Origin of the sequence: Spiractinospora alimapuensis (assembly GCF_018437505.1) — a bacterium.
GTDB classification, from domain to species: Bacteria; Actinomycetota; Actinomycetes; order Streptosporangiales; family Streptosporangiaceae; genus Spiractinospora; species Spiractinospora alimapuensis.
Genome location: NZ_CP072467.1, coordinates 2,063,221 through 2,080,136, shown reverse-complemented (window position 1 = coordinate 2,080,136; position 16,916 = coordinate 2,063,221). Strand labels below are relative to the sequence as shown.

Here is a 16,916-nt window from a genome sequence, read left to right as displayed (position 1 = left end):
GACAGCGCGCTAGAGTGACTGCTGCGGTCCGCGCCGGACCACGCACGCGGCGTTTGCTACCGCCACCTGATGAGGGGGGACAGTGAGCGTTGACCCACCGGCCGACGTCTTCCTGAGCGCGACCGACATCGCGCGTCTCGCGGAGGTCCGCCGCCCCGCGGTGAGTAACTGGCGTCGTCGCTACCCGGACTTCCCACGCCCTGTGTCGGGGACCTCCACCAACCCCCTGTTCTCCTGGTCGGAGGTTGAGGACTGGTGCGAGCGGCACGACAGGACCTTCGCTCCCACCTCGGCCGATCGGCTGTGGTTGCGTTCGGAGTCCGTCGGCGGCGCGCACATGACGGAGTTCCTCGCTCATCTGGGAGCGGAACTGGCCGGCATCGACGTCACCGGGCTCCTGCCACCTCCTGCTCCCGAGTGGGGCGTGCTGCTGGACCGTGATTCCGTCACGGGTGAGGCGGACAGTCCGCGGGAGCTGTACGACGGGCTGTGTGATCGTTTCCAGGAGACCTGGGCCCGGCAGGAGGACGACGAGACCTCGCCCGCGATCGCCGACCTGATGGTGTCCCTCGCCGGGGTACACCACGGACAGAACGTCCTCGACCCGGCGTGCCGGACCGGGGTTCTGCCGCTGGCGGCGGAGCGCGCCGGTGCCGACGACTTCCTCCTGCAGGCCGGAGACGCGGCCCGGGGGATCATCGCCCAGGCCAGGCTGCTCCTGGGCGGACACCGGTGCGAGCTCGCGATCGGTGACGCCCTCACCACCGACGCCTTCTCCGACCAGGCGACAAACGGCGTGGTCCTGTGCGACCCACCGCTGCGGGAGACGCAGTGGGACCAGGAGGCGCTGGCCATGGACCCACGGTGGGCCTATGGCCTGCCTCCGAAGGGCGAACCGGACCTCGCGTGGCTGCAGCACTGCCTCGCCCACGTGCGCCCCGGTGGAAGCGTCGTGATGCGCATGCCCGCCGCGACCGCGAGCCGACGCTCGGGACGTCGGATCCGCGCCAACCTGCTGCGGGCCGGCTGTGTCCGGGCGGTGGTGGAGCTCCCCAAGCCGCTTGACCAGACCACACACCTGTGGGTGCTGCGTCGGCCCGAGGGGCCCGGCGACGTGACGCCGTCGGTGCTGACCGTGTCCGGCGCCGCCGACGCGCGGACGGTCGGCGCGCAGTGGGCTCGCCACCTCGCCGGGGAGGAACTCGGCGACTGCGCCCGGGCGATTCCCGTCGCCGACCTCATGGACGGCGACGTCGACCTGACGCCCGCGACTCACTTCACCGGCAGAGTCGACCGACAGGCGGTGGAACGGCTTCCGAGACTGCAGGAGGAACTGCTCGCCCTGCTGCGGCGGACGGAGCGGGAGATGCCCGGGCTCGAACCACCCGCGGTTCCCGAGGACGCGCCCTCGCCGACCGCCTCCGCTCGGACGACGACCCTCGGGGCGCTGGTCACCCAGGGGCAGGTGCGGCTCCTGCGCTCGCCCAACGACCTCGCGCTGGGCGAGGGAACCCTTCCGGTCCTGACCGCCCAGGACCTGCGCCTGGGACGCGCGGCGAGTGAGCGCACGCACGAGACCCCCGACAGTGTGATCACCCGGCAAGGCGACGTGATCGTCCCCCCGAGAGGAGAAGGGGTTCCCCACGTGGTTCGCGAGGACCAGCGGGTGGGACTCGGACCGACACTGACCCTGCTGCGCGTCGCGGCGAGCCACCTCGACCCTGACTTCCTGGCCGGGTTTCTTGGCGAGCGGGGCGACAGCGGACGGTCCACCTCCGGTCGTTCCGGGGTGCGCAACGCGCGGATACCCGTCTTGTCCCTCGACGAACAGAGGGAGTACGGCAGCCTGCTGCGTGGGATCGCCGAGACCGAACTCCGCCTGCGTCAGTTGAGCCACCTGGGGGAGGAGTGGGTACACCTCGCCCGGCAGGCCGTCCGTAGCGGCGGGATCGATGCCGGGAGGAACGGTCGTGACCACTGATCCACGGGTGCGTGCGACCCACGAGGACGAGGGATTCGACAGCCGGTACCAGCTCCACCACTTCCCCCTGGGGCGGGGCGGCATGGGGGAGGTGTGGGAGGCCGTCGACAACCGCCTCGGCCGCACGGTCGCGGTGAAGTTCGTGCGCTTCCCCACCCCCGAGCCGGATCTCGAACTCGTCCGGCGGTTCCGACGGGAGGCCCGCGTCACCGCGGCGCTGCACCACCCCGGGGTTCCCATCGTCTACGACTCCGGAACCCACGCCGGGCGGCCCTACCTCGTCATGGAGCGGGTCGAGGGGATCAGTATCTCCGACCTGCTCGCGGAGCGGGGAGCGCTCTCCGCCGGGTGGACGGCGTGTGTCGGCGCCCAGACCTGCGCGGTCCTCACGGCCGCTCACAACGCCTCGCTGGTCCATCGTGACCTGAAGCCGGAGAACCTGATCCTCCAACCGGAGGGCACCGTAAAGGTCCTCGACTTCGGTCTCGCCATGGGGGAGGGGCTGCCGGAGCTCTCCCGCATCACCCAGACCGGTCAGGCCCTGGGGACACCGGCCTACATGGCGCCGGAACAGATTCAGTCCGGGCAGACCACGGCCAGCAGTGACCTGTACGCCCTGGGCTGCTCGCTGTTCGAGATGTTGACGGCGCGCCGGCCCTTCGCCGGCGCGACCTCCTACGCCCTGATGATCAAGCACGTGTCCGAGCGGCCCCCGCGTGTGCGCCAACTACGCTCCACGGTTCCAGCGCCCCTGGCCGAACTGGTCGGCGCGCTGCTGGAGAAGGATCCCCGTGACCGCCCGGGGGCGGCGGACGAGGTCTACCGCGGACTGCTGCCCTTCGTCGACGACCTCGACCCCCTTCCCGGCCTGGTTCCACTGTCGGAGGAGGTCGAGCCCGCGCGGATGTACGTCGCCGCGGCGAGCCGGCTGATGAGCGGCGCGGAATCGGCGTCAGCGAGAGGCCCCGCCCCCGAGCCGCCCAGCACGGGCTCGACGGCGCGGCCCGCGGCCGGTCCCACCGGGGCACGGCCCGACCTCGCCGCCGTTCGCGCCGAGGCCGAACGACTCAAGGCGCGGTCCCGCTACCCCCAGGCCGCGGAACTGTTGGGTCGGGCGGTGCGGGACGCCCGGCACACCCACGACGCCACCGACCCCGCGGTGGTGGACGTGTGGTGGGACTGGGCCAACGCCCTCTTCGAGACCGGGGAGTACCAGGCCGCCGCCCCCGCCTTCGCGTCCCTCGCCGACGCGCTCGCCGGGCGACCCGATGCCGACCTCGACCTCGTCTTCCGGTGCCGACGCCAGTACGCCACGTGTCTCGCGTTCTCGGGTGACAACGCCGGTGCGCAGGACCTGATGCGTCGCCTCGTCGCCGACGCCGCGCAGACCCTCGGCCCCGCCGACGACCGCACTCTCTCCCTCCGCCGCCAGTTGGGCACTCTCATGCTGCGGGTCGGGGACCCACACGCCTCCGACCACCTACGACAGCTTCACGCCGACCTCGTCCGCCTGCGTGGCCCCGACGACGCCGCCGCTCGACAGGTGTACGCACTCCTCAGCCGAACCACCCGCCCGCCGGGCTAGGTCGTGGCTTTGCCCCGCTGTGCCCCGTGGGGGCGCTGTTGAGGGTGCTGGAGACTCGCGACCGCGAGGACGACGTTCGCCTGTGTCGATCCTTCCGGACAACCAACCAGGACGCCCAGCACGGACCGTCCTGCGAGCCGAAGCCCGGGCCCCCGCCGGGGCACCATCCGCGTGGCCGCCCCAGTAGGGGCGACGCCCCCTCCCGCACCCGAGAACCCTCAGAGAACACTCCCAAGTGTGCTGATTGGCGGTCGCTGGCGATGAGTGATGGTTTTGGTGGGGCGTCGATGAGCCAGCGGCGCCGGACGGCGGCGTGAAGCGCGCCATGCGTAGGTAGACGCGGGCCCACGGTCCTTCGGTGGTGCGGGCGTCGTGGCGTTCCAGCCCGCGTTGGTTCTTCCAGGTCCAGACGATGGCGTGGACGCGCTGGCGTAGCCAACCGGGAAAACTCCGCGGGCCGTGTCCGCGTCTCGCCGACCCCGGGCGCGCGTCGGACACGTCGAGGAGGGGGCCACCTTCAGCTCCTGACCCCGACACGATTGGGATGGGCGATCTCGGTCGTGCCGTTGGCGACACCTGGAGCAGGTCAGGTGCGGCGTCTGGCGCGCACGACGACATCGGCACTGTGGCCTCCGCCGTGGTCGTGCCCGTGTCCGTGGTCGTGCTCCTCGTCCCGCCGGTTCGCCGGTTCGGTGGGGGCAGTGCGGGACCGGATCGTCGCTGTCTGGAGGTCGAAGACCCGGGCATCCAGCAGTGCGGCGATCTCCTCGGGCATGAACCAACTGTCTGGGCTGGGCCCCTGGTCCGGGTCGTCCAGCAGCTCCAGTTCCCGCGGGTCGTGCCCCACGACGAGGAGGGTGCCACCGGGGGCGACGGACGCGGCGAGGCCGCGTAGCGCGTTGGCGCGTGGGTGCAGGGGGAGATGGAAGTAGAACGCCGTGACCAAGTCGTACGCGGCGCGTTCCGGCGCGGTCGTCGTCACGTCGGCGCACCACCAGTCGATCCGGGAACCGAGCTCCTCGCCGTACTCCCGCGCGTGCGCCGCGGCCCGGTCCAGCGCGACACGGGAGATGTCCACGGCGGTGACCCGCCACCCGTTGCGCGCCAGCCATACGGCGTCCGCGCCCTCTCCGGCACCGACGTCCAGGGCTCGACCGGGCGGGAGACCGGCCACCTCCTCCACCAGAACCTGGTTGGGGGCGCCACTCCACACTGTGCTGTCGCCGCGGTAGAACTCGTCCCAGAAGTCAGGCCCGTACTGTGCGTCGCTCATCCGCCCATTGTGGAACCCCCGCCCTCGACCGCGCCGGTGCATCGGCGCATCGTGATCAATTGGTCACCGAAAATGATCATTGGCCGGTCGCGCGTCTGGCTGAACCCGGGATGTGTTTCCCCGTCAGGCCGCTGGCGACGAGGCGCGCCGGGAACCACCCGGGAGATGGCGAGGCCGGGCCGTCGACTCGCGCAATTGCGTGGTGCGCGCCGTGGGAGATCGGGCATCATCGCGTGATGAACACCCTTCGATTCCACGAGCGCTCCGAGGTCAACCGCATCATCAACCCGTTGAGCAGCCAGAAGTTGGACCGGCTCGGCGAGATCGCGGAGATCGATCACGCCAGCCACATCCTGGACCTGGGGTGTGGCAAGGGGGAGATGCTCTGCCGTTGGGCCGACCGCTACACCGCGGCCGGCATCGGGGTGGACGTGAGTCCGGTGTTCCTGATGGAGGCGGAGGAGCGGGCGATCGAACTCGGTCTCACCGATCGGGTGACCTTCACCGAACAGGACGCGGCGGAGTTCGTCCGCCAGTACCCGAGCACCACACGGTTCGACGTCGTGGCCTGCCTCGGCGCGACCTGGATCGGTGACGGACTCGAGGGCACGCTGGACCTGATGGGCTCGATGCTCGAACCGGGGGGCACCGTGCTCGTCGGCGAACCCTTCTGGACCGAGCCGCCCAGTTCCGAACTGCTGGAGCTGCACGGGTTCACGGAGGACACCTTCAGCGATCTCGCCGGAACGGCGCGTCGATGTGCGGACGCTGGCTTCGAACTCGTCGACATGGTTCTCGCCTCACCCGACGACTGGGACAACTACAACGCTTCCCAGTGGCGCGCGGCCCACTCGTGGGTACGCGACAACCCAGGGCACTCTGACGCGGAGGAGATGCTGGCGACCATGCGGCGGATGCGGGACGGCTACCTGCGCTACGAGCGTCGGCAGTTGGGTTGGGGGGTCTTCGTCCTACGCCACTAGCCGGCGGGTGTTCTGACGGCGGCGGCCCCGGGCCAAGAGCGCGAAACCCACGAGCGACGAAGCGAGATCAACGATGACGGACCTGTTGGATATGCACGGAACGGCGATGGCCGAGTTCGATCGGCGAATGCACGAGATCGGGCCCACACAGTGGGCCGACCGCACGCCCTGCACCGAGTGGGACGTGCACGACCTGGTGGATCACCTGGTCACCGAGCAACTGTGGGTGCCCTACCTCCTCGACGGTGGACGCATCGAGGACGCCGGGGACCGGTTCGACGGGAATCCGCTGGGCGACGAACCCGTCCGTACATGGGAGGTCGCGGCGCGGGAGGCGCGACGTGCGTGGCTCCGTCCCGGAGCCACGGAGGAGACGGTCCACCTCTCCTTCGGCGACGCGGAGGGCTCGTTGTACCTGTGGCAGATGACGTTCGACCTCGCGGTGCACGCGTGGGACCTCGCCAAGGGAATCGGCGCCGACCCCACGCTCAACTCCGAACTCGTCGCCTTCCTGCTGGACTCCGAGGACCTCCGGGGCGACATCGCGCCTGGCCAGAGCGACGGTCTGAACCCGATGTTCGCACCACAGCCCCGCGTGGCCGACGACGCCGACGGGCAGACCCTGCTGTTGGCCAAGACGGGACGCTCCGCCTGAGTGACCGCGCGGTCCACGCCAGTGGTTCTCGTGCCCGCCGAATCCGGGAGCCGGATCGGGTGCTTCGGGCGTCGGAAGTCGCATGAGCGAACAGGACGCACGTCCCCCGGCCAACCCCCGAACCCGGGGGACGCCACCGCGCCCGGGCCGCGCCGCCGACTGCGCGGCCTGTTGCTGTTCCTCTCAGCGATATGCGTGACCGTGGGGCCCGCCGGCTGCGTGGCGGGACTCGAAGCCCAAGTATCCAACCAGTTCTCGACCGATTTCACCCATCGCGTGTTCTACGCCATCGGCATCTCGGCCTCGCTGGGGATCCCCACCGTCTGTGCCGTCATCGCCTTCACCAAGGGCGAGCGGACCTGGGGAGCCAAGGCCTTGCTGCTGTTCCTCTGGCCGGTGGTGCTCTGGTACGGGATTCCCGTGCTGATCGTCACGGGAGACAACCTCCCGCGCCACGGCTACTCCCCAACGGACGTCCCAGTGGTCTCACCGTGTCCCTCGCGGTGTCCGTGGCCTGTGCCGCGCTCGCCGCGGGGACGGACCACGGGGAACGGGGGGAGTTCGCGTTTCCGAAGTCTTCTGGCCCGTGGTCGTCGTCGTGGCCGTCGTTCTCTTCGCGATGGTGTTCTGATCGGGGCCCCGGTCGCCCGGTAGGCACGTCCGACGACGAGTGGGAACGGACGGCTATCGAGACATATGACCCCGCGGCCGCTCTTCGTCGCCCTGGCGGCGCTCTGTCTGGTCCTCGGTCCGACGACCGTTCGGTCCCTGTACCTTGTGGGTGATCCGTTGGGCGTGCGACAGGGAGGAAGACGCCGATGGCCTTCCTCTTTGTGCCACTTGTGTTCTTCGCCGCGGCTCTCGTCGTCTCGTGCGCGCTTCGTGCCGCCGGGCCGGGCGCGTTCGCGGCGTGGCGGCGCCACCGGGCCCTGCGCGATCCGATGGCGGTTCGCGGCCGGGTCACCGCCGCGGAACGCCTGGACAACGGGCTCAACGGCGCGGCGGGGCCGCCGTTGCGTCTCATGGTCCAGGACGAGCACGGAAACCAGACCGAGGTCCGTGCCGTCGACGGTTCGGCGGGCTACGAACCTCCCCCGGGGACGGAAGTGGAGGTCATGATCTCCGCGGGTAACCCCTCCACGGCCCGGATCGACCACGTGCACTGGCCGGAGGCCGGCACCCACCGGGTCTGGCCGTCGTGGGTCGACGCGCTCGCGCGGGCCGTACCCGTGCCCGGGCGCTTCGCCGAGACGGACGCGGAGGTGACCGGCATGTGGCGGGAGGTCCACAGGAAGGCGAGGGGAGCCTCCACGATCGAGTTCCCCACCGCGATCCGCTTCGTCGCGTACGACGGACGGATCGTCCACACGCGCAATCCCGATCTGCGGTTCACGGCCCCGGTGACTCCCGGCGGGACCGTACGAGTCCGGTATGACACCGCTTTCCCCCCGCGCTTTCGGGTCGTCCAACCACGCGCCAGTCACCAGCGTCTGATCCTCCAGGTCTCGGTGATCCTGGTGGCGGGGATCGTGCTCTGGGCCGCCACGGGATAGCGCACGCCCGCTGCCCGCGCGCTTTCCGTCCATCGCCCGATGGGAAGTGATCGCCGTGGTGCCCCGGACAGGGAACAACGCTGACTATTCTGAGTCGCGGTCGCACAGGCGGCCCGGCTGGAGGGAGGAGTCCATGCGCACAGGGGAATCCGAGGCTCCGGAGTCGGTGATCCGGACGGCTAGCAGGAGCGACATTCCCGCGCTCGTGGCCCTCGTCAACTCGGCCTACCGTGGCGCCGCCGCCCAGCGAGGCTGGACCACCGAGACGGAGTTCCTCGATGGGCAGCGCATCGACCACGTCACTCTCGAGGGGTTCTACGACACCGAGGGCACCGTCTTCCTGGTGCTGGAGTCCGCGGGCACGCCACTGGCGTGCTGTGAACTGAACGCACCCAAGGACGGTGCGGGGGGTACCGCCTACCTCGGGATGCTGACGGTGAACCCCGACGCGCAGGCAGGGGGCGTGGGGCGCAGGGTTCTCGCCGAAGCCGAGGACTACGCGGCGCGCCACTGGGCGGCCCGACGGGTGCGGATGCTCGTCCTGCGGCAGCGCTCGTCGTTGATCGCCTGGTACGAACGACGCGGCTACGCGTTGACGGGCGACACGGCGCCCTTCCCCTACGGCGACGAACGATTCGGGATCCCTCGACGCGACGACCTGGAGTTCGTGGAGCTTCGCAAGGAACTCGTTCCCGACACCCGCTGAGTGGTCGCGCAGGTGTGCGGCGGGCCGTGGTGAAAGCGTGACGGACGCGTGATCGCCGGTCTTCTAGGCTCAGGGGCGTGACCCGTCCCAGCCGCGTTCCGGCGGCTCATGAGAAGCGAGGTGCACGTGCCGCAGCGGACCCAGCCCCGTGCTACGGAGTCGCCCACCAACGCGGGCCTGAGACGCCGCCTGTACTCCCTCCCCGGAGTCGACGAGGTGGGTGCCGCGCAACGCGCGGGTGAGCTCGCCACCCGGTCGATCAAGACCTCGAGCAAGGCCTACGGCATCGATCTCGCCATCGCCATGGTGGACCTGACCACGTTGGAGGGGGCGGACACGCCGGGAAAGGTGCGCGCGCTCTGCGCGAAGGCCCTCCGGCCGGACCCCGCGGACATCAGCGCGCCCAGCGTCGCCGCGGTCTGTGTCTACTCCGACATGGTGGCGACGGCGGTGCCCCGACTCGCCGGAACCGGGGTCGGCTTGGCGTCCGTCGCCACGGCCTTCCCCTCCGGACGGGCGCCCCTGGACGCGAAGATCGCCGACACCCGCGCCGCGGTGGCGGCGGGCGCCACCGAGATCGACATGGTGATCGACCGGGGGGCGTTCCTCGCCGGGGACTACGTCAAGGTCCACGACGAGATCGTCGCCGTCCGGGAGGCCTGCGCCGGGTCCGCGCACCTGAAGGTCATTCTGGAGACCGGCGAGCTCGCGACCCTCGACAACGTGCGCCGCGCCTCCTGGCTGGCCATGGAGGCCGGCGCCGACTTCATCAAGACCTCCACCGGCAAGGTCTCGCCCGCCTCCACACCACCGGTGGTGCTGGTGATGCTGGAGGCGGTGCGGGACTTCCGCGCCGAGACGGGACTCCAGGTCGGTGTGAAACCGGCCGGCGGCATCCGGACGACCAAGGACGCGCTGCGCAACCTCGTGCTGGTCAACGAGATCGCCGGCCCCGACTGGCTCGACCCGGCGTACTTCCGGATCGGCGCCTCCAGCCTGCTCAACGACCTGCTGATGCAGCGCACCCGGCTGTCCACCGGCACCTACGCCGGTCCGGACTACTTCACCATCGACTAGATCGGCGAGGGAGCCTGATGAGTGACTTGTTCGACTACGCTCCGGCGCCGGAGTCCCGCTCAGTGGTTGAGGTCAAACCCGAGTACGGGATGTTCGTCGACGGCGCCTTCACCGCCTCGGCCGAGGACGGAATCGTCACCGTGAACCCGGCCACGGAGGAGCCGCTCTCCCGCGTCCCGGTGGCGGACGCCGAGGCGGTGGACCGCGCGATGGCCGCCGCGCGCCGTGCCTACGACACCGTCTGGGGCCCGATGCCGCCCGCGGAGCGCGGGAAGTACCTGTTCCGAATCAGCCGGCTCCTGCAGGAACGATCCCGCGAGCTCGCGGTCCTCGAGTCCCTGGACAACGGAAAGCCGATCCGGGAGACACGCGACGTCGACATTCCGTTGGTCGCCCAGCACTTCTTCTACCACGCGGGCTGGGCGGACAAACTGGAGTGGGCCGGTGTGGGGCCGGCCCCCCGGCCCCTGGGGGTCGCCGCGCAGATCATCCCGTGGAACTTCCCGCTGCTCATGCTGGCCTGGAAGGTCGCCCCCGCGCTGGCCACGGGGAACACCGTGGTCCTCAAACCAGCCGAGACCACGCCACTCACCGCGTTGGCGTTCGCCGCCATCTGTCAGGAGGCCGACCTCCCTCCGGGCGTGGTCAACATCGTGACCGGCGCGGGCGAGACCGGGCGACTCCTGGCGGACCATCCCGACGCCGACAAGGTCGCGTTCACCGGGTCCACCGAGGTGGGGCGGGAGATCGCGCGCACCGTCGCCGGTACCCGCAAACGCCTCACCCTGGAACTCGGCGGCAAGGGCGCCAACCTGGTGTACGACGACGCGGCCATCGACCAGGCGGTCGAGGGAATCGTGTCGGGCATCTTCTTCAACCAGGGCCACGTGTGCTGCGCCGGCTCCCGCCTTCTCGTACAGGAGTCCGTCGCGGAGGAGGTGTTGGACAAGCTGCGCGGGCGGATCGAGCGGCTGCGGGTCGGTGATCCGCTGGACAAGAACACCGACGTGGGCGCGATCAACTCCGCCGAGCAGCTCCGACGAATCCAGGAGCTCGTGGACGTGGGTGGTGAGGAGGGCGCCGAGCGTTGGACGGCGAGCTGCGTCCTCCCCGAGCGGGGCTACTGGTTCCCACCCACCGTGTTCACCGGCGTCACCCAGGCGCACCGCGTCGCCCGCGAGGAGGTTTTCGGCCCGGTCCTGAGCGTCCTGACCTTCCGTACCCCGGACGAGGCGATCACCAAGGCGAACAACACGCCCTACGGCCTCTCGGCGGGGGTCTGGACGGAGAAGGGCTCGAGGATGCTGTGGACCGCGCAACGGCTGCGCGCGGGCGTCGTGTGGTCGAACACGTTCAACAAGTTCGACGCCGCCAGCCCGTTCGGCGGCTACAAGGAGTCCGGCTACGGGCGCGAGGGCGGACGACACGGACTGGAGGCCTACCTCGATGCGTGAGCCCGAGACCGCCCCGCGGCGGCTCAGTGTCCGCAAGACCTACAAGCTCTATGTGGGCGGGGCGTTCCCCCGCTCCGAGTCGGCCAGGAGTTACCCCGTGTCCGACGTGTCAGGCGCCCACCTCGCCAACGCCGCCCAGGCCTCCCGAAAGGACGTCCGCGACGCCGTGGTGTCCGCACGCTCGGCCGTCGCCGGTTGGTCGGCGCGGACCGGGTACAACCGGGGCCAGATCCTCTATCGGGTGGCGGAGATGATGGAGGGACGACGGGACCAGTTCGTGTCCGAGGTCGCCGCGTCGGCCGGGGAGTCGCCACAGGAGGCCGGGGACACGGTCTCGGCCGCCATCGACCGGTGGGTCCACTACGCGGGATGGGCGGACAAGCTCACCCAGGTGCTGGGCAACCCGAACGAGGTGGCCGGGCCGTATTACAACCAGTCCGCGCCCGAGCCAGTGGGCGTGGTCGGCGTCGTGGCGCCGCCGGAGGATCCGCTGCTCGGCCTGGTGTCGGTGCTCGCACCGGTCATCACCGCGGGAAACACCTGCGTCGTGGTGGCGAGTGAGCGGGCTCCCCTGCCCGCGGTCACGTTGGCCGAGGTACTGGCCACCTCCGACCTGCCGGGGGGAGTCGTGAACGTCCTGACCGGGCGTGCGGGCGAGCTCCTGGCGCCGTTGGCCAGCCACGCCGACGTCGACGCCCTGGACCTGACCGGGGCGACGACGGGCGGGCGTGAGGAGGCCGTCGAACTGGAACGGGCGGCGGCGAGCACGCTCACCCGGGTCCTGCGGCCCGGCGCCACGCCGACTGACTGGCATGCCGCGCCGGGAGTCGCGCGGTTGCGTCGCTTCGTCGAGACCAAGACCGTCTGGCATCCGATCGGCGTGTGACCCCCGTCGAGGGGCGCCCGCCGCCGCGGCCCCGATGCACGGGGGATCGCGGTTCGCGTGGAACGGGGTGGGGTGAGGGCGACTCTCTCACCCCACCCCCCGAGCCGTCAGAGTTCGGTGAGAGGTCCGAACACGAAGATCAACGCGACTCCGAGCAGGAGGAAGCTCCACCACTGCATCGGGATGAAGAACAACGAGTGCCGGTTCTTGAAGTAGACGGGCTGACCGGTCTGGGGGTCGTACCCGGGAACGGGCGCGTTCATCCACCGCCCGAGCACGAACACGATGATGGCGGCGATGGCCAGACCCACGGCGCCGCCGAGCGGTGCGATGAGATCGGCGTTCTGCGGTCCGACGACCGATTCGCCGATGCTGCCGGCGATCACCGACGAAAGCGCCGCGAGGGGGACGGCGATCAGAACGACCAGGATTCCCCAGCCCTTCCAGATGATCATTCAGGGGGTCCTCTCAGCGGAAACGGCGGCCTCGTCAATAGGAGGGGGACGAGACCGCGGGAGAAAAGGGAGTAAAACGCGCCAAGATCAGCACGCCAGCGCAGAATACCGTCTGTGGCCGGTTCCGGACACACCGGAAGTCACCGTCGTGCCAACCCCTCTCGCGCCGCGCGCCGATCAGGCGGGTCGAGGCCGCCCGTAGTCGGTGGCGCGCACCTTTTCCACCACGGCGGACTGTTCTTCGACGGAGAGAACGCGTGGCGTCCCCAGGGAGCGGGTTCGGGCGTAGAGGTCCGACAGCCACTCCAGTATCCGCAGGTTCGCGACGGAGTCGGCGACTGAGGACCCGAGCGCGATCGACCCGTGGTTCTGCATCAGGGCCGCCTTGCGGTCCTCCAGCGCGGCCAGGACGTTGGCCGCGAGCTCATCGGATCCGTAGGTGGCGTAGGGCGCGACCCGAACCGTCCCACCCAATCCGAGCATCGCGTAGTGGATCATGGGGAGCTCGTCGGTGGTGCAGGCGACCGCCGTCGACGCGAGGGCGTGTGCGTGCGCGATCGCCGCGGTGTCGGTGGCCCGGTACACGGCGAGGTGCATCGGCACCTCCGAGGTGGGAGCGAGCTCCCCGTCGACGAGCGCGCCGTCCAGGTCGATCACCGACATCATGTCCGGAGTCAGCTCGCCGAGGTCCGCGCCGGTGGGAGTGACGGCGACCAGGTCGCCGGAGCGGGCGGAGAGGTTGCCACTCGTGCCGACGACGAGTCCGTGGTCGACGAGCTCCCGACCGGCGTCCGCCAACTGTTCACGTTCCCGTTGCATTCGCACGGCCAGAGTCCTCCTCGTCGCGGATCGGTCGTGGTCAGGTTAGTTCCGCGTCCGAGGTGTGGGGGCGCAGGGGGCACCGTCGCGCCTGTGGCTCGGTGGTGATTCGTCGAGCACGGGTGCGGGGTCCCTGGCAGCTCCGCGATACGCAGGACAAACGCGCCGATGTCCACATCATGATCTTCTATCCGCTAACACCTTGACCGGGCGATATGTGCCACCTGTATTGTAATCACCGTCATTGAGGGGGGAGAGGTGTATCACACGCCGATCCTCCCAAAGACATAGGATGTTTTACTGGCCCAGCCATTCCTGCTCTGCCTATGAAGGGGGAGACAACCATGCTCCGACCCCAGTGGAGACTGTCAACCGTCGCCGTCCTCGCAACGGGCGCGTTGGTTGGTTGTGGACTCGCTGACGGAGGCGGGGGCGACGGCGAGTCGACGACCCTTCGACTGTCCCACCAGTGGCCGGCCGCCGACGAGGGCGACGGTGACTTCCGCAGCGTCCTCGCCGAGCGGTTCGCCGAGGACGTGGAAGAGCGAACCGACGGCGCCGTGTCCATCAACGTCAACCCGGCGAACTCCCTGATCGAGGATCCCACCGAGCAATACAACGCGATCCGCCAGGGCACCGTCGACATGTCGGTGTACCCGCTGGACTACGCCGCGGGCGACCACCCCGAGTTCAGCCTCACCCTGATGCCCGCCATGGTGCGTAACCACACCCAGGCCCAGAACTGGCAGGAGCACGAGGTCGGCCAGATGGTGGAGGACATGGCCGATGAAGCGGGACTGGTCATCCTCACCTGGGTGTGGAACGCGGGCGCCATCGCCTCCACCACCGAGGACCCGATCCTCACGCCCGACGACGTCCCCTCGGGCAGTGTGACCCGCGCCGCCGGTCCGCGGATCGAGGAGATGCTGGAGTCGGTCGGGTTCGGCCTGTCCAGCATGCCGTCCTCCGACATCTACAACGGAATCCAGACCGGGACACTGGACTCCGCGATCACCTCCACCTCGTCGTTCGGCTCCTACCGGTTGTATGAGCAGGTCGACTCCTACACGTCCCCGGTGGGTGGGAACACCTTCTGGTTCATGTTCGAGCCTCTGGTGATCGGTAAGGACCAGTTCGAGGAACTGACCGAGGAGCAACAGGAGATCCTGCTCGAGGTGGGCCAGGACCTGCAGGACTTCGCCTACGAGGAGTCCCAGGCCGATGACGAGCGCGTCGACGAGGCCTTCGAGGAGGCGGGAGTCACCGTCGAACCGATGGACGACGACGCCTTCGAGGAGTGGCTCGAGGTCTCCGAGCCCGTGTGGGACTCCTTCGCCGATGACGTCGAAGGTGGTGCCGACATGATTGAGGCCGCCCGATCGGTCCCCGCGGAGTAGCACCGATTCCCCGCCCACAGCGGCCCGCGAGCGGGCCTTCCCCCGCGCGACCCCCCGGAGTTCCCAGATCCCATGCCTAGAACTTCCTTAGCCCGCGTCATCGACCGGATGTGTGCCGTCTCCGGTTATGTCAGCGCGGTCCTGATCCTGGTGGCGATGCTCGTCGTCTGCTACGGGGTCGTCCTGCGCTACATCTTCGGCGCCTCCACCGTCTGGCAGACCGAGCTCACCATCTACCTGCTCATGTTCGCCTCGTTCGTCGGCGGCGCCTACGGCCTGCGCCATGGCGACCACGTTCGGATCGACCTCGTCGTCAACGTGATGCCCCCACGCGGCCGGTTGGTCATGCGCCTGGTGGCCGCCGTGTTGGCGACCTTGTTCACCATCATCGTGACCGTGATCGCCACGAACATGTGGCTGCACACTCTCGAGGTGGGTGCCCATTCGGGTACCGCGTGGAATCCGCCTCTGGTCTACCCCCACCTGATCCTGCCGCTGGGGATGGCCCTGGTCAGCCTCCAGTACCTGATGATCACCGGACGCCTGGCCCACGGCCTGTTCACCGGCGAAAAGGACGTCCAGGAGTTCGTCCCCGCCACGGGAGGAGGTGCGGGACATTGAGCGGTCTCGTTATCGGCGCCATCGTCGGGGCCCTACTGTTGGTGATGATGGCGTTGGGGGTCCCCGTCGCCTACGCCTTGGGACTCACCGCGCTCCTGGCCATCATCGTCTTCCTGTCCCCGTCGGAGTTCTGGTACTTCGCCAATACGACCTTCGACTCGCTGAACAGCTTCAGCCTCCTCGCGGTGCCACTGTTCATCCTCATGGGCGCGGTCTTCGGACGTTCCAAGGCGAGTGACGACCTGCTGGAGGCGGCACACGTCTGGTTCGGGCGCGTCCGGGGCGGACTGGCCATGAGTTCCGTCTTGGCGTGCGCCATGTTCTCCGCCCTCACCGGCTCCAGTCCCGCCACATCCGCCGCCATCGGCAAGATCGCGATTCCGGAGATGATCCGGCGCGGATACCCGAAGGACGTCGCCACCGGCGCGATCGTGGCGGGCGGCACCCTGGGCATCCTCATCCCGCCCAGTGTCACCCTGATCCTCTACGGCATCTCGACCGAGCAGTCCATCGGGCAGCTCTTCCTCGGTGGCGTCGTACCCGGGATCATGATCACGGTCATGTTCTGCGTCTGGATCTTCATCTCCCTGACGCTGAAGCGGCTCCGCGCCGGTGCCCCGATCATCCCCGAGAAAGTTCCGGCCGGGACCTCCGCGGGAGGGGGCGCCGCGAGCGGAGACTCCGGGACGGCAACGTCCGGCGACGGTGAACTGTCCGCGATCGAAAGGGCGGAGCTGTACTCCTGGGCCCACCGGATCAAGATCCTGGTGAAGGTCATTCCGTTCCTCACCCTCATCGTCGGGGTTCTCGCGACGCTTTACCTGGGGATCGCGACCCCCAGTGAGGCGGCGGCGGTGGGCGCGCTCGGCGCGTTCGTCCTCGTCGCGGTCTTCTACCGTTCGCTGAACCTGCGCAAGATCCTCGACGTGGGGCTGGAGACCACCCGCACCGGGACCATGATCATGATGATCATCGCGTTCTCGGCGGTACTCGGCCAGATCCTCGCGTTCCTGGGGGTTCCGCAGGAACTGGCGGCCGCCATCGCGGGCATGGAGGTGAACCGTTGGATCATCTTCATCGCCATGAACGTGGTGTTCCTGATCCTCGGCTTCTTCGTCCCACCCGTGGCGATCATCCTCATCACCATGCCGGTCCTCTTCCCGGTGGTGGTCGCGCTGGGGTTCGACCCGATCTGGTTCGGGATCGTCATGACCCTGAATATGGAGATGGGCCTGATCACTCCGCCCGTGGGGCTGAACCTCTTCGTGGTCCAGGGCATCGCGCCGGAGGTGCCGTTGCGGGACATCCTGTTGGGCGCGCTGCCCTACGTGGGTGTCCTGGCCGTGGGGATCTTGGTCCTCTGCGTCTTCCCCGACCTGGTCACCTGGCTGCCCAGCCAGATGTTAGGCACCGGTTAGCGCGTTCGCGCGCTGACCGCTTCGGTGGGGCCCCTCCGGAACCGGAGGGGCCC

At 69.3% G+C, this 16,916-nt stretch carries 16 protein-coding genes and 1 pseudogene; 12 read left to right on the top strand and 5 right to left on the bottom strand.

Annotated features, from left to right (window positions below):
• The first annotated feature begins 82 nt into the window (after positions 1-82).
• On the top strand, positions 83-1,981 hold the full coding sequence (locus J4H86_RS09540; protein WP_236543152.1) for an N-6 DNA methylase: 1,899 nt from the start codon (positions 83-85) through the stop codon (positions 1,979-1,981).
• Entirely contained in the window at positions 1,971-3,566 is a 1,596-nt protein-coding gene (locus J4H86_RS09535; RefSeq protein ID WP_236543151.1) for a serine/threonine-protein kinase, read from the top strand. Before J4H86_RS09540 ends, J4H86_RS09535 begins: the two co-directional genes overlap by 11 nt.
• Before the next feature lie 250 nt (positions 3,567-3,816).
• Here J4H86_RS09535 and J4H86_RS27725 read toward each other — a convergent pair.
• Both J4H86_RS27725 and J4H86_RS09530 read right to left on the bottom strand, forming a co-directional pair.
• A pseudogene (locus tag J4H86_RS27725) lies at positions 3,817-4,025 on the bottom strand (IS982 family transposase); the annotation flags it as partial.
• A gap of 127 nt (positions 4,026-4,152) precedes the next feature.
• The gene (locus J4H86_RS09530) at positions 4,153-4,839 is read right to left on the bottom strand and encodes a class I SAM-dependent methyltransferase (protein ID WP_236543150.1); all 687 of its coding nucleotides are present in this window, start codon (positions 4,837-4,839) and stop codon (positions 4,153-4,155) included.
• A 236-nt stretch (positions 4,840-5,075) separates the two neighbouring features.
• On the opposite strand from J4H86_RS09530, the gene J4H86_RS09525 reads away from it, so the two are divergent.
• Positions 5,076-5,822 carry an SAM-dependent methyltransferase gene (locus J4H86_RS09525; RefSeq protein ID WP_236543149.1) on the top strand — a complete coding sequence of 249 codons (747 nt, stop codon included), beginning with the start codon at positions 5,076-5,078 and terminating at the stop codon, positions 5,820-5,822.
• A gap of 73 nt (positions 5,823-5,895) precedes the next feature.
• Positions 5,896-6,477, top strand: coding sequence for a TIGR03086 family metal-binding protein (locus J4H86_RS09520; protein ID WP_236543148.1), 582 nt, complete (start codon positions 5,896-5,898; stop codon positions 6,475-6,477).
• Between the two features lie 281 nt (positions 6,478-6,758).
• Here the strand turns inward: J4H86_RS09520 and J4H86_RS09515 are convergent, their stop codons facing one another.
• Complete coding sequence (locus J4H86_RS09515; RefSeq protein ID WP_236543147.1) at positions 6,759-6,911, bottom strand: hypothetical protein; 153 nt, start codon at positions 6,909-6,911, stop codon at positions 6,759-6,761.
• 384 nt (positions 6,912-7,295) lie between these two features.
• Between J4H86_RS09515 and J4H86_RS09510 the strand changes: the two genes are divergently transcribed.
• The 5 genes from J4H86_RS09510 (at position 7,296) to J4H86_RS09490 (ending at position 12,153) form a co-directional block, all read left to right on the top strand.
• A complete protein-coding gene (locus J4H86_RS09510) occupies positions 7,296-8,030 on the top strand; it encodes a hypothetical protein (RefSeq protein WP_236543146.1) in 735 nt (244 codons plus the stop codon).
• Between the two features lie 133 nt (positions 8,031-8,163).
• Positions 8,164-8,736 (top strand): GNAT family N-acetyltransferase, encoded by a 573-nt coding sequence (locus tag J4H86_RS09505; RefSeq protein ID WP_236543145.1) that lies wholly within the window; start codon positions 8,164-8,166, stop codon positions 8,734-8,736.
• 126 nt (positions 8,737-8,862) lie between these two features.
• Positions 8,863-9,813 carry a deoxyribose-phosphate aldolase gene (gene deoC, locus J4H86_RS09500; RefSeq protein ID WP_236543144.1) on the top strand — a complete coding sequence of 317 codons (951 nt, stop codon included), beginning with the start codon at positions 8,863-8,865 and terminating at the stop codon, positions 9,811-9,813.
• A 17-nt stretch (positions 9,814-9,830) separates the two neighbouring features.
• Entirely contained in the window at positions 9,831-11,267 is a 1,437-nt protein-coding gene (locus tag J4H86_RS09495; protein WP_236543143.1) for an aldehyde dehydrogenase family protein, read from the top strand.
• A complete protein-coding gene (locus J4H86_RS09490) occupies positions 11,260-12,153 on the top strand; it encodes an aldehyde dehydrogenase family protein (protein ID WP_236543142.1) in 894 nt (297 codons plus the stop codon). Before J4H86_RS09495 ends, J4H86_RS09490 begins: the two co-directional genes overlap by 8 nt.
• Before the next feature lie 107 nt (positions 12,154-12,260).
• Here J4H86_RS09490 and J4H86_RS09485 read toward each other — a convergent pair whose 3' ends face one another.
• Both J4H86_RS09485 and J4H86_RS09480 read right to left on the bottom strand, forming a co-directional pair.
• Entirely contained in the window at positions 12,261-12,608 is a 348-nt protein-coding gene (locus J4H86_RS09485; protein WP_236543141.1) for a hypothetical protein, read from the bottom strand.
• Between the two features lie 177 nt (positions 12,609-12,785).
• On the bottom strand, positions 12,786-13,427 hold the full coding sequence (locus J4H86_RS09480; protein WP_236543962.1) for a class II aldolase/adducin family protein: 642 nt from the start codon (positions 13,425-13,427) through the stop codon (positions 12,786-12,788).
• A 344-nt stretch (positions 13,428-13,771) separates the two neighbouring features.
• On the opposite strand from J4H86_RS09480, the gene dctP reads away from it, so the two are divergent.
• From dctP to J4H86_RS09465, 3 genes are all read left to right on the top strand, one after another.
• Positions 13,772-14,824, top strand: a complete 1,053-nt coding sequence (dctP, locus tag J4H86_RS09475; RefSeq protein WP_236543140.1) for a TRAP transporter substrate-binding protein DctP — start codon at positions 13,772-13,774, stop codon at positions 14,822-14,824.
• Between the two features lie 72 nt (positions 14,825-14,896).
• Positions 14,897-15,445 (top strand): TRAP transporter small permease subunit, encoded by a 549-nt coding sequence (locus J4H86_RS09470; protein WP_236543139.1) that lies wholly within the window; start codon positions 14,897-14,899, stop codon positions 15,443-15,445.
• The gene (locus J4H86_RS09465) at positions 15,442-16,863 is read left to right on the top strand and encodes a TRAP transporter large permease (RefSeq protein ID WP_236543138.1); all 1,422 of its coding nucleotides are present in this window, start codon (positions 15,442-15,444) and stop codon (positions 16,861-16,863) included. The genes J4H86_RS09470 and J4H86_RS09465 overlap by 4 nt, the downstream gene beginning before the upstream one ends.
• The last annotated feature ends 53 nt before the right edge of the window (positions 16,864-16,916 follow it).

What these genes read in the sequence shown, in the direction of transcription:
- J4H86_RS09525 (WP_236543149.1), top strand. Translation starts at nt 5,076, where the DNA reads ATGAACACCCTTCGATTCCACGAGCGCTCCGAGGTCAACCGCATCATC.
- J4H86_RS09490 (WP_236543142.1), top strand. Translation starts at nt 11,260, where the DNA reads ATGCGTGAGCCCGAGACCGCCCCGCGGCGGCTCAGTGTCCGCAAGACC.
- J4H86_RS09520 (WP_236543148.1), top strand. Translation starts at nt 5,896, where the DNA reads ATGACGGACCTGTTGGATATGCACGGAACGGCGATGGCCGAGTTCGAT.
- dctP (WP_236543140.1), top strand. Translation starts at nt 13,772, where the DNA reads ATGCTCCGACCCCAGTGGAGACTGTCAACCGTCGCCGTCCTCGCAACG.
- J4H86_RS09505 (WP_236543145.1), top strand. Translation starts at nt 8,164, where the DNA reads ATGCGCACAGGGGAATCCGAGGCTCCGGAGTCGGTGATCCGGACGGCT.
- J4H86_RS09480 (WP_236543962.1), bottom strand. Translation starts at nt 13,427, where the DNA reads ATGCAACGGGAACGTGAACAGTTGGCGGACGCCGGTCGGGAGCTCGTC.
- J4H86_RS09495 (WP_236543143.1), top strand. Translation starts at nt 9,831, where the DNA reads ATGAGTGACTTGTTCGACTACGCTCCGGCGCCGGAGTCCCGCTCAGTG.
- J4H86_RS09530 (WP_236543150.1), bottom strand. Translation starts at nt 4,839, where the DNA reads ATGAGCGACGCACAGTACGGGCCTGACTTCTGGGACGAGTTCTACCGC.
- J4H86_RS09485 (WP_236543141.1), bottom strand. Translation starts at nt 12,608, where the DNA reads ATGATCATCTGGAAGGGCTGGGGAATCCTGGTCGTTCTGATCGCCGTC.
- J4H86_RS09510 (WP_236543146.1), top strand. Translation starts at nt 7,296, where the DNA reads ATGGCCTTCCTCTTTGTGCCACTTGTGTTCTTCGCCGCGGCTCTCGTC.
- J4H86_RS09470 (WP_236543139.1), top strand. Translation starts at nt 14,897, where the DNA reads ATGCCTAGAACTTCCTTAGCCCGCGTCATCGACCGGATGTGTGCCGTC.